This is a genomic window from Aeromonas sp. 602396, assembly GCF_049173735.1.
Classification (GTDB): domain Bacteria; phylum Pseudomonadota; class Gammaproteobacteria; order Enterobacterales; family Aeromonadaceae; genus Aeromonas; species Aeromonas veronii_A.
The window spans coordinates 420,568-435,907 of record NZ_JAAKSD010000002.1 but is presented as its reverse complement, the minus strand read 5'-3'; the positions used below and the strand labels follow the sequence as shown (position 1 = coordinate 435,907).

Sequence of the window (15,340 nt, the reverse complement as noted above, 5' to 3'; positions counted from 1 at the left end):
TCGCCATCGCTGATACTCACCGTGTTGGTCAGCAGCACCTGTACCGTGCCATCCGTTTCGGTCGCACCCGCATTCAGGGCCTCGACGTTGAAGTCGATGTCACCTTGTGGCGTCACTATCAGCGTCAAGGTCGAAGTAACAACATCAGAACTATCGGTGACCAGATAACTTACTGTAGGAACTGCACCAGAATAGTCAGGAGCGGGGGTAAAGGTGAAAGAGCCATCACTGTTGATGATCAGCGTACCAATGCCAGTAAGGGTCGATGTAACACCTGCGGGAACATCAATATTACTACCCCAGCTATAGCTGATGATGGATTGAGCCAAGGGACCATCCGGGTTGGAGCTATTGGCCAAAAGATCACCACTGACAGGGTTATCTTCATCCATCGAAAATACTTCACTCTCATCCAACAAGAGATTAGTTAGTGGCTCCGGTTCTAACAGTGGTTCAGCCGCTTGCTCAGTGTTGATAATGGGTTCAGCCTGATAATTGGTATCAAAACCGGCCTCGGCAATGGTCGCATCACCGGTTCTATCAATGGTGACAAAGCCACCATTGCCGCTTGCTCCTGCTACCCCGCCAATACCACCGCCACCACCGGCAGCAGGTGCACCACCTGCTGCTGAAGCCTCAAAGTTTTGCGTCGGGTCAACGCCTTGCAAAATTGACTCTTGCAATGCAGCAATGTCAGAAGGAGTGCCCTCCGTGCTGGCACCACCTTGCGGTTGTCCCGGTTCTGCTAATTCGGAACCGGTGGGTACATTCTGCGCTGGTGTATCGTCATAGGGGGAAAGAACAAGCTTGGCATCATCCGCTATGGTCAATTTGGCACCGGGCTGGAGTATTTCCCCCTTTTGCAGGGGGCGACTGCTGCCATCAGCCAGCACAATCTCCACATTCCCTTCGATAGCTGAGACAACCACGGACTTGTCGATGATTTGGGTACGCATATCCATTGCTCCAACGTGACAGATCTTGATGTCTACACCGTAGAGGGAGATAACGTGCTTTTCCGTTGCAATAATCTATAGGTTTGACTGCCCTCAAACCGATATAGAGAATAAAATCGAAAGGTTATTTTTTCTTCATTAAAATCATAACGATATAAATGGAACCAAATAACACCCATATTAATTTGATAATAAAAAAATCAAAAAATATATTGTATTGATATAAAAAATGACCCCATTCGGGGCCATTTCTACACTGCACATATCAATCAAGACAAGGGGAAAGCAGGATGCACAAATCCCTGATAACCATCGATATGCAACTTGGAAAGCAGTTCCACTTGATGTTGATCTTCGACGCGGGTTGCAATGGTGGTCACACCGGCATTGTGTGCAGCTCGGCACACTGCAGCCAAGAATGAGGTGTCAGCACCCGGCTCCATGACCTGACTGGTATAACCGTGATCCACCTTGACATAGGCAGGCGCTAACTCCTCCAGATAGCCCAGTGACTGGAAGTGACGGCCGTAGTGGTCAACCCCCCACTGGAAACCATGGACCTGCAATGCGCCTACCAAAGCGGCCACATGATCTTTGTGCTTCATAATGGCTGCCTCGGGTATCTCGAATAACAGCCGTTCTTTCAATTCGCCATGTTCGACCAGATAGTGCGTCAGCCAGGTCAAAAACTCATCCGAACAAAGCGAACCTGCCGTTATATTAATTGCCAGCACTAGATCCGCTTGTTTGTGCAGTAAGGGAACACATGCATCAAGTATTGCCTGATCAAAATCGCCCCCCAATTTGAACTGTTCGATGGCAGGCAAAAACTGACCGGCAAAATAGTCCGTGCCATCGCGAGAGATAGATGCAAACAACTCGGCATGCAACCTGGCCCCGTTATCAAATCGGCAAGCTGGCTGAGCCTTGAATCGCCAGAGGTGATGCGAAATAGCATCCTGAACCAAATCACGCCATGCCAAGCGCCCCATCAACCCCTGCTCGGCTCCCCCTTCCATGACAACAGCACCACGGCGTTCATTACGCGCCTTGCCGAGTGCATTATCCGCTTTAGTCAACAGGACTGAGAGATCATCATTACCATCACGGCCTGCAATACCAATGACGGAGAGAGGATTACCCTCCGCCATTGGGTTCACGACCAGATCAGCAATACGAGAATTGATAATTTCTGCCAACTCCTTAAGCTGACCCAAATCATCTGTCGGGCAGAGCAGAGCATATTCGGTCGCTGATATCCGCGCCACAGCTGCACCATCCCATCCCTTAAGCTGTTCGCGTAAGATTTGTGCTATAGATTTGACCATATTATCACGGGCAGCAAAACCTTCATCACGGTAGATATCATCGAGCATATCTACCGCAACCAACATGATGCCCCCTTGGCCAGATTCTGCAATCCAGGCATTAACCTGACCAACAAAATAGGCTCGATTACCCAAGCCAGAAACGGCATCCACATAAACTCGTTCACGCAGTTTCTCCGCCTCGTCGGCCTGCTCTTTGAACTGCACCGCCAACTTTCCGGATAAGATGTTGATCGCTTGTACAACCTGCTTCAATTCATAGGTCTTGGGCTCTGGAATGGTATGCCCAAAATGATGCAATTCAATCTCGACGGCCTGCTCACAAATCTGCTTGAGCGGTTTTAACAGGAAATTAAGTGCACGCATAAGCAAGATCGTGGTTACCAAAAATCCAATCACAAACCAGGTCGCCAGTTCGCTCATCCCTGCCCACAGTTCGTGATAGGCTTGTCCTGGGTGGCCCACCACCTTGAGCTTGCCAAGTTGCAGCCAGCCAGACGTCAGAATTGACTCATTGGATACTTCCGGAAACAAGCCAAGTTCAATAAACCAGTCAGGTACACCTTGAATACGGCTGCTGTTTTCTTCTTCAATCACATCTTTCGACGCAAGCAGGTCAAGACGAACCATACGGTAATAACCACCATCAAATATGGCCTTAATCACCGACTCAGCTCCCACCTTGTCGCCATTTTCAAGATAAGGAGTTAATGCCAGTCCCAGTGACGTAGCGGTGTTGATTACCGTTGTCTCCTGCTGTTGTGCCAGATAAGTTCGTGTCGAATTGAATTGCACCCAATACGTAGCTGCAAACAACAGTCCAAACAACAGCAACATGGTGGCCAATAACTGTCTATAAAGCGTCATAGGTTAATCATCCAAATTCACCACAGGCCTAGCCAATCGCCCCGATGTCATGCGATTGCGTAAATCATTCCATAATCCCAAGCGAGATGATTGGCCAGCCAGCTCCCCTTGGCCTCGCGCCTTCATCAACCACAAGTGACTACCGTTAAAACTATAGATAGGTACCAAATCTCGCCGTTGGGTAGCAGGTCGAATAGAGCCTATCAAATTATCCAAAATAACCGGAACAGAAGAGGGGGTCTCATAATATGCCACCACCATGTGGAACTGGTTGTAATCAAGGGCCTTGACATAAACCATCCGCATTTTTTCATCCGGGATCCCCAATTCCAGTAGTGTGGAATATTTGGCAATACTGAAATCTTCGCAATCTCCTCCGGCAGCTCCCAGAAACTCGAGCGGGGTTGCCCAGTAATCTTTCTTGCGCCACAACTTGATGTCATCAACAAAGCGCATTTGATTAAAAAAGTTGTTCACTCTTTCGAGCTTTTTCGTCTCGCTCAGTGCCTTTCCCTTCGTTTCCATCACCAGCATGCGCCAACTGGTTACACGCTTGCCAGCTCTGGCGCCATAGGTCTGCTCCGCCCGCTTGATCAAGTTGAGGTCTTCCTGTGGCAGAGGCTGGCTGGCACAGAGCAAAAGTGAGAAGGGTAACAGCAGGATCCATAAGGAGTGGCGCAGAGTACGTAGAGATCGGTATCTCCATTTATTGAGGAGATCATACCATCTGCCTCCGGTACCACGCTGGAGTGTCACGTCATATGCCTGCTGCATGATTGCTTCTGCACTCCTCAAAAACCGCGCAACCACCTGCTTTAGCCAAACATGGTGACTGCCAGCTGCAGTCACCATGTTGGCGTTCATCATCATCCCGGCGGGATCATTGGCAAACGGTTATTGCCTGGGCTGCCATTCAGCGGGTTGCTTGACGCTAAATGCGTTGAGCAGACTTCCAGTCGCATTGAGGATGCGATAGTCCGCCAGCAATGCATCATACTCAGCAGTGATATAACTGCGACGCGCTTCGAACAATTCGTTTTCGGTGTTCAATACGTCCAGCAAGGTTCGCTGACCCAAGCCAAACTGCTTCTTGTATGCCTGAACGGTATCGTAGCTTGCATCCACATGCTCTTTAAGGAAGGTTTTCTGTTTGGCCAGCGACTCTTTCGCATTCCATGCCAAACGGGTTCCCTCTTCTACCTGACGAAATGCATTCAGATGAATGTCTTTCGCCTGAGAGTACAGTGCCGAAGTTGCATTGCTCTCGGCTACGTCAGAACCACCTCGGAACAGGTTGTAACGCATCCGCACCATAGCTGTCAGATCGTCATTGCGACCTTTAACGGCATCAATATCCTCATTCCAGTTTTGGTCCACTTCAAAAGTGACGTTAGGGTAGAAACCGGATTTGGCACCTTCATGCTGATACTTGGCCGCTTCAATATCTTGCAGGGATGAGAGCAGGGTCGGGTGAACTTCTGTCGCCGTTTTCAGGGCAGTATCGAGACTAGCCGGGACCAACTCGGCATTAGGTACCGGTTGAACGAGATCTTTTGGTACCTCGTTAACCACCCGAATAAACTCGCTTTCCGCATCACGGTAGTTGTTTTCAGCGGCGGCTTGGTTGGCGTAGGCCCTGGCAACACGACCATCAATCTGGGTCTGATCAGCAGTAGAACCAAGCCCTGAATCAGTCCGTTTCTGAATGTCGCTACGGATCTGTTCGTGGGTTTCCAGGTTCTGTTTGGAGAGTTCCAGGATCTCCTGCTGGCGCAGCATATTGAGGTAGACCTCAGCCACTCGCAGCGCGGTATTCTCTGCTTCGGAGATCATCGCCAGACGCTGGGCGTTGGCTTCAGCTTCAGTTCGGGAGACGTTGTTGCTGACATCAAAGCCATCAAACAACATCTGCCGCAAACTGAGCCCAGCCTCTTTGCGAGTCATGGAGTCATCAATATTGCTGTTTGAACCAGCAGCCCGGGTAGAAGGGCTGTCAGTCTTTTCATAGCCTACGCCGCCACGCAGATCGATCGTTGGATAATAGCCACCCTTGGCGCCATCATGCTGATAGAGGCGTGCCTGGTAGAGATCAAACGCTTCCTTGATCTTGGGATGCGTAGCGAGTGTCTGTGCCACCGACTCTTCCAGAGTCTGGGCCTGACCCAAACTAGGGATCAGGGTGATGCCACTGACCAGCATGGCAACAATCGTTTTTTTCATGTTATCTCCAGTCATGTTTTGTTTTTAGATTGTTGGCTTATCGTTCTCTCAGTGCCGACTGCTTAGCCCGTAAAATCGGCTTAAGTAAATAGTCTAGGACACTTTTTTTACCAGTAATGATATCAGCACTGGCTAACATACCGGGGATGATGGGAAGTGCGTTAAGCTCATCGCCCAAGTAACTCTTCTCGGTACGCACCCGAACCAGATAAAAGGAGTTCCCCTCCTCATCCTGGATCGAGTCCGCACTTATCTGTTCAACCTTGCCATGCAATCCTCCATAGATTGTAAAGTCGTAGGCAGTGATCTTGACGATGGCATCCAGCCCCGGTCGCAGGAAGGCGATATCTTTCGGCGACACCTTGGCTTCAACCAACAAGGTGTCCTCCAGCGGCACTATCTCCATCAAATCCATGCCGGGCTGCACCACGCCGCCCAGAGTGTTGATCTTGAGTTTCTTGATGGTGCCCTTGAGCGGAGCAATCACGCTGGTCCGATCAACCCTATCTCGCAAGCCAACCTGCCCTTCTGACAACTGGCCAAGTCGCCCCTGCTTCTCATTCAGTTCCGTCTGGGAGTCAGCACGGAATTTCAGCGCTATGTCATTGCGCTTGGAAATAGTCTCACGCAACACCGAATTGAGTTTTGGGATCAGCAGACGGTTGCTCTCCAGCTCCCCCTGCATCTCGTTGACCTGCCGCTCCAGCTTGATTAGCTCCACTTGAGGCACTATACCCTCTTTTGCCAGTGGACGGCTAATATTGAGCTCTTGTCTGGCCAGATCCACACTGCGATTCACGGTGCGAATTTTGGCATTCAGTTCAATCAGTTCCTGCTCTTTCTGCTCGATCTGTTGACCAAGAATATAGAGCTGGTTCTTCAGGTTATTAAGGCGATCCCGTTGTACCGAGCGTTCACGGTTGGCATATTCGGGAAAGACGGTTTCATAGCCATCCGGAAACTGAATTGGCGCTTCTCCCACCACTACCTGTTCACGCCACCCCAGTGCAGGGTCATTTTTAACCTCAACACTGGCCATTTCGGCCCGTAACCGGGCAATATCTCCTTTCAGAGTGACCAGCTCCTGCTCACGCTCTCGAAAATCGGAGCGGAAACGGGTGTCATCGATACGCAGCAGCGGCTGTCCCTTCTCGACGATATCTCCCTCTTTGACGAAGATCTCTTTTACTATCCCCCCTTCCAGATTCTGGATCACCTGCAGTTGGCGGGATGGGATCACCTTGCCCTGACCCACGGTGACTTCATCCAGCTCGGCCCAGGCAGCCCAGACGATGGCACTCATGAAAAAGAGGAAACAGCACCACAACAGGATGCGGGCACCGGTTGGGGTAGTAAGCAACACAGCGGCCGCGCCGTCATCGACAAACTCCAGATGCTCGGGGGCCGGCAATACATCACCGGAAGGCGCCTTTTTGCTGCGTTTTAACCAGTCCATGAGCCCCTTAACCATGGGACACCTCCTGCACGCGCACCTTGCCTTCCTTCAACTGCTGCAACACCACCTCTTTGGGGCCATCTGCCACAATCTGTCCCTGCTCGATGACAATAACCCGCGAGGCCACATCCAGCATTGAGGTCTTGTGGGTGATGAGGATCAAGGTGGTTTCCGGGCCCAGTCTGGCGAGCTCCTGTTTGACCTGCATCTCGGACTGGTTGTCCATGTTGGAGGTAGGCTCATCCATCACCAGAATGGGGGGATCATTGAGCAGGGCGCGTGCCAGCAGGATCGCCTGACGCTGGCCACCGGAGAGCTGGCGGCCACCCTCGCCGATCTGCCGATCCAACCCGTTGGGATCACGGTTGGTAAAATTGGTGACGCCCGCCCGCTTGGCAGCGCGCAAGACTCTCACGTCATCCACCAGCGGATTACCCAGCATGATGTTGTCTCGCACCGAACCAAAAAAGAGAATGACATCTTGGGGAACACAACCGATATTGCGACGAATCACCGAGGGAGGTAACTGGTCTATTTCGAAACCATCGATCCGGACCGAACCGTCAGTCGGCCGATACAGCCCCATCAACAACTTCTCGAGGGTCGTTTTACCCGCCCCAATCCGGCCGATAATTGCCACCTTTTCACCCGGCTGAATACGCAAATTGATATGGTGCAGGGTGCTGGTTTCCATTCCTGGATATTTGAACGAAACATTTTCGAATTCAATTCGACCGGCAATCACCGGATGATGGATATATTGCTTGCCCTCCTCCTGCTCACCCGGGGTTTGCATGATTTTTTCCAGAATATCCAGTGCAGATTTGGCCTGGTTATAACGGGTCGACAACACTGAGAGTTGCACCATGGGCGCAATGGCACGGCTGGAGAGCATCACGGCAGCAATCATCCCCCCCATGGTGACCAAGCCTTCGGAGATCTGGTAAACACCGACGATCACCAGACCGACCGTCACAACCTGCTGGATATAACTGGCCAGTGACGACATGGAGTTGGTAATTCGCCGTGTTTGTACACCCCAAGTGGAAATATGGGAAACAGCCTGCTCCCAACGGTGCTGGAACAGACTCTCGGCGCCAAAAATCTTGACCGTTTCCAGCCCAGAAATACTTTCGATCAGGTTGGCATTTTTCTGAGAGGCCAGCCGGGAACCCTCTTCGATGGACTTTTTGAGCGGCTCTTGAATATAGACGCTATAGGCGATGAGGATCAGCATGGCGACGATGGGGACCACCACCATCACGCCAGCAAACATCCAGATAATAAAGAGGAAGAATACAGCAAAAGGGAGATCGATAAGAGTAGAAACCGTCGCGGAAGTGAAAAACTCCCGCACCGATTCAAATTCCTGCAGATGTTTGGCGAAAGCGCCGGTGGAAGCGGGACGAGACTCCATCCGCATGCCCATCACCTTGGCGAAAATCTTGGCAGACAATAGAACATCAGACTTTTTGCCAGCGATATCGATAAAGTAACTGCGCAACTGCCGCATCACAAAATCGAAGGTAAAGACCACCATGGCCCCGACCGCCAGCACCCAGAGCGAATCAAACGCCAGATTGGGTACAATCTTGTCATAGACGTTCATGGTGAAAAGAGGGCTGGCGATGGCAAACAGGTTGATCAGAATGGAGGCGATCAGCACATCGCGATAGATTCCGCGAGATTCAAACAAAGTGCTCCAGAACCAGTGTCCATCACGGGTTTCCAGCACCTTGGGAGAGCGATCGTCAAACTTGAACTGCTTCTTTACATAGAAGAGGCGCCCCAGATACTCATCACCCAATTGGGCTGCGGTCAGCCATTGCGCGGCATCACCAGCCTGCGGGAAAATCACTTTCCCCTGGCTGCGATCTTCGTTCCACTCCAGCAAAATGCAGGCGCCACCACAGCGCATCTGCAATACGCAAGGCAGCAGCAAGGGAGAGATCTGATCAAGCGGCTGGATCACTTCACGGGCAGATAGCCCGCCCCGCTCGGCAGCACGACAAAAGAGTGCTGTAGTCAGTCGTCCGGAGACCAGTGGCAACCCGGTCGTCAGGGCATCCTGGCTGTTGGGCACACCATAAAAGCGGGTCAAGAAGACCAGACACTCCAATAACTCATCGATACGACTTGTTTCTGCTTGCATAGCATCCCGTCACTGCATTAATAAGGTCGATACGAGAGGGGTATCACTCATATTTTCCTGCTATAGCGACTCTAAAAACGAGCCCCCTCCCACAGATGAGCCTGATCAGGGAATAAACCTATCCGGATACATCGTGACACTCACCACCAATTTTCCTTGCATGATGATTGGTAAAACCAGCCTGTGAGCATCATGCCGACGCCTCCCTCAGGTAAATGGAGGTGTTAATTGATAATGGCATTTATTGTGGCGCATCACTATATCAACCTGCAGGTACCAAAACTATAGTTTATGGTATGAACTTTTTATATAACCCTATGTTTTACGTGAAAATAATAATTACGAACTCAATTATAGGTCAGGAAGTATGAAGGGTCTTCCCAGTGCATGACCCTGAGGGCCACTCAAGGAGAGTGCTCGTGCAATGTCCGCCATCGCAGTCCAGCGATTCTCGCACCAGGCGGGAGCAAGCAGGGTTGGGCGGCGCGCCGATGCCGAAATCCGGTGATACACCACCTCGGGTGGTGTGTGCTGGATCATGGCGACAGCGGCTTCCACATACTGCTCCAGCGTCAATACCTCAAGGCGCCCCGCCTGCCACGCTTTGCCAAGAGTACTGCCCTCTACCACATGAAGCGGATGCAGCTTGATCCCCTCAACACCGGTCTCAACGATACGATGCAGGGTATCGAGGCTGTCCATTGGCACTTCGCCCGGCAGGCCGACGATCAGATGAGCACATACCTTGATGCCGCGCTGATGGGCACGTCTTACCGCATCCTCATAGGCGGCATAACCGTGGCCGCGGTTGATCCGTTGCAGGGTCTTGTCATTGGCGCTTTGCAGCCCGAGCTCCAGCCACACCTCGTAACCCCGGGCCTGATAGCCCGCCAACAGATCGAGCACCGCATCCGGCACGCAATCGGGGCGAGTGCCCACACAGAGCCCCACCATATCGCTCACCGACAGCGCCTCTTCATACATCCGCTGCAGATATTCGACCTCGGCATAGGTACTGGTATAGGCCTGAAAGTAGGCAAGATAGCGCTTGGCACGGGTGACTTCGTCCCGGCGAGCCAGCAGTTGTTGCACCACGGAGAGTTGCTGAGCCGACTCGTCGGCAAAAGAGGATACGTTGCAGAAGGTGCAGCCACCGCGGCCCAGGGTGCCGTCACGGTTCGGGCAGGTGAAGGCCCCATGGATGGAGAGTTTGTGGATCTTCTGACCATGACGCTGCTTGAGATCCTGACCGAATGTATTGACGAGTTCGTGTAACTGCATGACACCTCCGCTAAAGGAGCGCCATTGTACGAGCTTGCGCAAAACAGGGACTGAGCTGGATCAAGCTAGCGGAGAGGGTAAAACATATAAATACCCGACCAATTTTGAATAAATATAGAGAAAAATCGCAAAAAAAGGATTTTTACAGTTCTTTGACGATTCAAACAGTAAACATCCATATGAAAATGAGACCTGATAACCCACTGTTGAACAATGAAAAATTCAAAGAGACCCGACAGCACACAATTGCAAGCATGGGATATTGAAAATGTGATCCCTTCCGCTGTCGGCCACATCGGGTTGGTAAAATTACTACATTCGCCCACCGTCGCCGAGCGCACCATTGAGCCCGCCAATGACGATATATTTAACCAACAAAATAAAAATACACAGAATAAACACTCCATAACTGCGAGCGAATCCCCCTAACCCGACATTTTGTTATGCGAATGTAATCATGAAGACAAACCTGACCTGCGATTGACCTCGCCAGAAAATCCCATTAGTTTGGAGATTCGCCACGTCAGGCAGACGGAACCACAAGAGCCAATCGCAATTTATGCAGTCAGGTGATGACTGTGCGATACAAGGCCGAGCAAGGGAGAAATGCAATGTCACTATATGATCCAAAGCTGGAGAGGGATAACTGTGGCTTCGGCCTGTTGGCCCACATGGAAGGGGAAGCCAGCCACAAGCTTGTCCGTCTCGCGATGTCAGCATTGGCTCGCATGCAGCACCGCGGCGGGATCTCCGCCGATGGCAAGACCGGCGATGGTTGCGGTCTGCTGCTGCAAAAACCGGACAGCTTCTTCAGAGCTGTCGCCGAGGAGAAGGGATGGCACCTTGGCCGCAACTATGCGGTCGGCATGCTGTTTCTCAACCCTGACCCCGTATTGGCCCAGCAGACCCGCGACATCATAGACGAAGAGCTGGAAAAAGAGACCCTGAGTCTGGTCGGCTGGCGCAAGGTGCCCGTCGATACCAACGTACTGGGTACCATCGCCAAAGCCTCCCTGCCAAGCATTGAACAGGTCTTTGTCAACGCCCCGCCCGGCTGGGTCGACAAGGATCTCGAGCGCCGTCTCTATATCGTGCGTCGCCGCATCGAAAAGCGCGTCAACGACGACTACTTCTATGTGGTCAGCCTCTCCAACCTGGTCACCGTCTATAAAGGGCTGTGCATGCCGGTGGACTTGCCGCGCTTCTATCTGGATCTCGCCGACATACGTATGCAGGCGGCCATCTGCGTCTTCCACCAGCGTTTCTCCACCAACACCAGCCCGCGCTGGCCGCTGGCGCAGCCGTTTCGCTATCTGGCCCACAACGGCGAGATCAACACCATCGCCGGCAACCGCCAGTGGGCCAAGGCACGCAGCTACAAGTTTGCCACGCCGCTCATTCCCGATTTGCAGGAAGCGGCCCCCTTCGTCAACACCACCGGCTCTGACTCCTCCAGCCTCGACAACATGCTGGATCTCTTCCTCGCCGGTGGCATGGACCTGTTCCGCGCCATGCGCCTGTTGATCCCGCCTGCATGGCAAAAACACCCGAACATGGATGATGACCTGCGCGCCTTCTACGACTTCAACTCCATGCACATGGAGCCATGGGATGGCCCCGCCGGTATCGTCATGACCGATGGTCGCTACGCCACCTGCGCACTTGATCGCAACGGTCTGCGTCCGGCCCGCTACGTCATCACCAAGGACAAGTTCATCACCCTCGCCTCAGAAGTCGGTACCTGGGACTACACCCCGGACGAAGTGCTGGAGAAGGGCCGGGTCGGCCCGGGCGAGCTGTTCGTGGTGGATACCAGCAACGGCAAGGTGTGGACCAGCTTCGAGATCGATGACGACCTCAAGAACCGTCACACCTACAAGCAGTGGATGGATAAACATTGCCGCCGACTAGTCCCCTTCGAGCAGATGGACGACAGCCAGACCGGTAGCCGCGAGTTCTCTGATGACCAGCTGAAAACCTATCAGAAGTTGTTTGGCTACTCCTTCGAGGAGCTGGATCAGATCATCCGGGTGCTCGGTGAAAATGGTCAGGAGGCGGTGGGCTCCATGGGGGATGACACCCCGATGGCAGTGCTCTCTTCCAGCGCGCGCACCCTTTATGACTACTTCCGCCAGATGTTTGCGCAGGTGACCAACCCGCCCATCGATCCGCTGCGGGAGAATCACGTGATGTCGCTCGCCACCTGTATCGGTCGCGAGCAGAACGTCTTCAACGAGACCTTCGGCCACGCCCACCGGGTGCTGTTCCAGTCACCGATCCTGCTCTACTCCGACTTCCACCAGCTGCTGGCTCTGGAAGGAGAGTACTACCGCCACAAGGTGATCAGCCTCAACTTCAAGCCCGAAGAGGGGCTGGAGGCCGCCATCCTGCGCATCTGCGAGGAGGCCAAGGCTGCCGCCAGGAGCGGTACCGTGCTGCTGGTGCTGTCGGACCGCGACATCAGCATCGATACCCTGCCGATCCCGGCCGCCATGGCGGTGGGTGCGGTACAGCGTACTCTGGTGGACAACAACCTGCGCTGTGACGCCAATATTCTGGTGGAGACCGCGAGCGTACGCGACCCGCACCACTTCTCGGTGCTGCTCGGCTTTGGCGCAACCGCCATCTACCCCTATCTGGCCTACGAAACCTTGGCCAAGCAGGTTGAAGAGGGTGTGCTCGCCATGCCCCTGCGCCAGGCGATGGTCAACTACCGCAACGGCATCAACAAGGGGCTCTACAAGGTGATGTCCAAGATGGGCATCAGCACGGTCGCCAGCTACCGCTGCTCCCAGCTGTTTGAGGCAGTGGGTCTGGCCAAAGCCGTGGTCGAGACCTGTTTCCGCGGCGTATCGAGCCGTATTCAGGGCGCCGACTTTGCCGACATCCAGCAGGATCAGCTCAAGCTGGCCCGTCAGGCCTGGCTGGCCCGCAAGCCCCTCGCCCACGGCGGCCTGCTCAAGTTCGTCCACGGCGGCGAGTACCACACCTACAACCCGGATGTGGTGCAGACCCTGCAAACCGCGGTGCGTTCCGGCAACTATGCCGATTACAAGGAGTACGCCCGTCTGGTCAACGAGCGCCCGGTCTCTACCTTGCGTGACCTGTTGGCCCTGAAGAAGGTCGACAATCCGGTCGCACTGGATCAGGTTGAGCCGGCCGACAAGCTGTTCCCCCGCTTCGACTCCGCCGCCATGTCCATCGGTGCCCTCGGTCCTGAGGCCCACGAGGCACTGGCTGTTGCCATGAACCGCCTCGGCGGTCAGAGCAACTCCGGCGAAGGTGGCGAAGATCCCAAGCGCTTCGGTACCGAGAAGAACTCCCGCATCAAGCAGGTGGCTTCCGGCCGCTTTGGCGTCACCCCCCACTACCTGATGAACGCCGATGTAGTGCAGATCAAGGTGGCTCAGGGGGCCAAGCCCGGCGAAGGGGGCCAGCTGCCCGGTGACAAGGTGACTGCCCAGATCGCCCAGCTGCGCTATTCCGTGCCCGGCGTGACCCTGATCTCGCCGCCGCCGCACCACGACATCTACTCCATCGAGGATCTGGCCCAGCTCATCTTCGACATCAAGCAGATCAACCCGAGCTGTCTGGTGTCGGTGAAACTGGTCTCCGAGCCCGGCGTTGGCACCATTGCCTGCGGCGTGGCAAAGGCCTATGCCGACTTCATCACCATCTCCGGTTATGACGGCGGTACCGGTGCCAGCCCCCTCACCTCGGTCAAATATGCCGGCTCCCCGTGGGAGCTGGGTCTGGCTGAAACCCAACAGGCGCTGGTCGCCAACGGTCTGCGCCACAAGGTGCGGCTGCAGGTGGATGGCGGCCTCAAGACTGGTCTGGACATCATCAAGGCGGCCATCCTCGGCGCCGAGAGCTTCGGCTTTGGCACCGGCCCCATGGTGGCGCTCGGTTGCAAATACCTGCGGATCTGCCACCTGAACAACTGTGCCACCGGCGTAGCCACTCAGGATGAGAAGCTGCGTCGCGAGCACTTCACCGGCCTGCCGGAGATGGTGATGAACTACTTCAAGTTCATCGCCGAAGAGACCCGCGAGCTGATGGCTCAGCTCGGCGTCACCCAGCTGACCGACCTGATTGGCCGCACCGATCTGCTGGAAGCTCTGCCCGGCCTCACCGCCCGTCAGGCCAAGCTGGATCTCTCCGGCATTCTGGCTCGTCCGGTGGCACCGGCAGGTTCCAGCCTGTTTAGCCAGCAGCACAACCCCACCTTCGACAAGGGGCCGCTCAACCTGAAAATGGTGGAGGATCTGCTGGAGGCGGTGGAAACCTCAAGCGGCGGCGAGTTCCGCTACGACATTCGCAACACCGACCGCTCGGTGGGTGCGCGCCTCTCGGGCGAGATCGTCAAACGTCACGGCAATCAGGGGATGGCGGCGGATCCGGTCAAGGTGCACTTCAACGGCACCGCAGGCCAGAGCTTCGGCGTCTGGAACGCAGGGGGCCTTGAGATGATCCTCACCGGTGACGCCAACGACTACGTGGGCAAGGGGATGACCGGCGGCAAGCTGGTGATCAAGCCCCATGTCGGCGTGGCGTTCAAATCCCACGAAGCAGCCATCATCGGCAACACCTGCCTCTACGGCGCCACCGGCGGCAAACTCTACGCCGCGGGCACTGCCGGCGAGCGTTTCGCGGTGCGCAACTCAGGTGCCCTGGCGGTGGTCGAGGGGATTGGCGACAACGGTTGTGAATATATGACCGGCGGCATCGTCACCGTACTGGGTCAGACTGGCGTCAACTTCGCGGCGGGCATGACCGGCGGCTTTGCCTACGTGCTCGACGAGTGCGGCAACTTCGCCAAGCGCACCAACCCCGAGCTGGTGGAACTGCTGGACGTGGCGGATCTCGCCATCCATCAGGAGCACCTGCGCGGCATCATCACGGCGCACCTCAATGAGACCGGCAGCTCGCGCGCCGAGGAGATCCTGGCCAACTTCGACTCCTATGTGCCCAAGTTCAGGCTGATCAAACCCAAGTCCAGCGACGTGAAATCGCTGCTGGGTCACACCAGCCGTTCCAGTGCAGAACTCAGAATCCAGGCGCAATAAGGAGGGAACCC

8 protein-coding genes are annotated in these 15,340 nt (G+C 54.5%); 1 reads left to right on the top strand and 7 read right to left on the bottom strand.

What is annotated here, in order from left to right; genetic code table 11:
• The 7 genes from G5229_RS05570 to G5229_RS05540 all read right to left on the bottom strand — a co-directional run.
• The coding region (locus G5229_RS05570; RefSeq protein ID WP_421206388.1) for a retention module-containing protein at nucleotides 1-956 on the bottom strand (956 nt) is incomplete at its 3' end.
• A gap of 269 nt (nucleotides 957-1,225) precedes the next feature.
• Nucleotides 1,226-3,151 (bottom strand): EAL domain-containing protein, encoded by a 1,926-nt coding sequence (locus tag G5229_RS05565; RefSeq protein ID WP_216953336.1) that lies wholly within the window; start codon nucleotides 3,149-3,151, stop codon nucleotides 1,226-1,228.
• Nucleotides 3,152-3,154: 3 nt separating this feature from the next.
• Nucleotides 3,155-3,907, bottom strand: a complete 753-nt coding sequence (locus G5229_RS05560) for a transglutaminase-like cysteine peptidase (RefSeq protein WP_254204305.1) — start codon at nucleotides 3,905-3,907, stop codon at nucleotides 3,155-3,157.
• A gap of 138 nt (nucleotides 3,908-4,045) precedes the next feature.
• Entirely contained in the window at nucleotides 4,046-5,371 is a 1,326-nt protein-coding gene (locus tag G5229_RS05555) for a TolC family outer membrane protein (protein ID WP_216953335.1), read from the bottom strand.
• Between the two features lie 37 nt (nucleotides 5,372-5,408).
• Nucleotides 5,409-6,842, bottom strand: a complete 1,434-nt coding sequence (locus G5229_RS05550; protein ID WP_216953334.1) for an HlyD family type I secretion periplasmic adaptor subunit — start codon at nucleotides 6,840-6,842, stop codon at nucleotides 5,409-5,411.
• Nucleotides 6,835-8,979, bottom strand: coding sequence for a type I secretion system permease/ATPase (locus G5229_RS05545; RefSeq protein WP_421208750.1), 2,145 nt, complete (start codon nucleotides 8,977-8,979; stop codon nucleotides 6,835-6,837). The genes G5229_RS05550 and G5229_RS05545 overlap by 8 nt, the downstream gene beginning before the upstream one ends.
• A 351-nt stretch (nucleotides 8,980-9,330) precedes the next feature.
• Nucleotides 9,331-10,260, bottom strand: a complete 930-nt coding sequence (locus G5229_RS05540) for a TIGR01212 family radical SAM protein (RefSeq protein WP_266135585.1) — start codon at nucleotides 10,258-10,260, stop codon at nucleotides 9,331-9,333.
• Between the two features lie 611 nt (nucleotides 10,261-10,871).
• Between G5229_RS05540 and gltB the strand changes: the two genes are divergently transcribed.
• On the top strand, nucleotides 10,872-15,329 hold the full coding sequence (gene gltB, locus G5229_RS05535) for a glutamate synthase large subunit (protein WP_335854857.1): 4,458 nt from the start codon (nucleotides 10,872-10,874) through the stop codon (nucleotides 15,327-15,329).
• Nucleotides 15,330-15,340 lie beyond the last annotated feature (11 nt).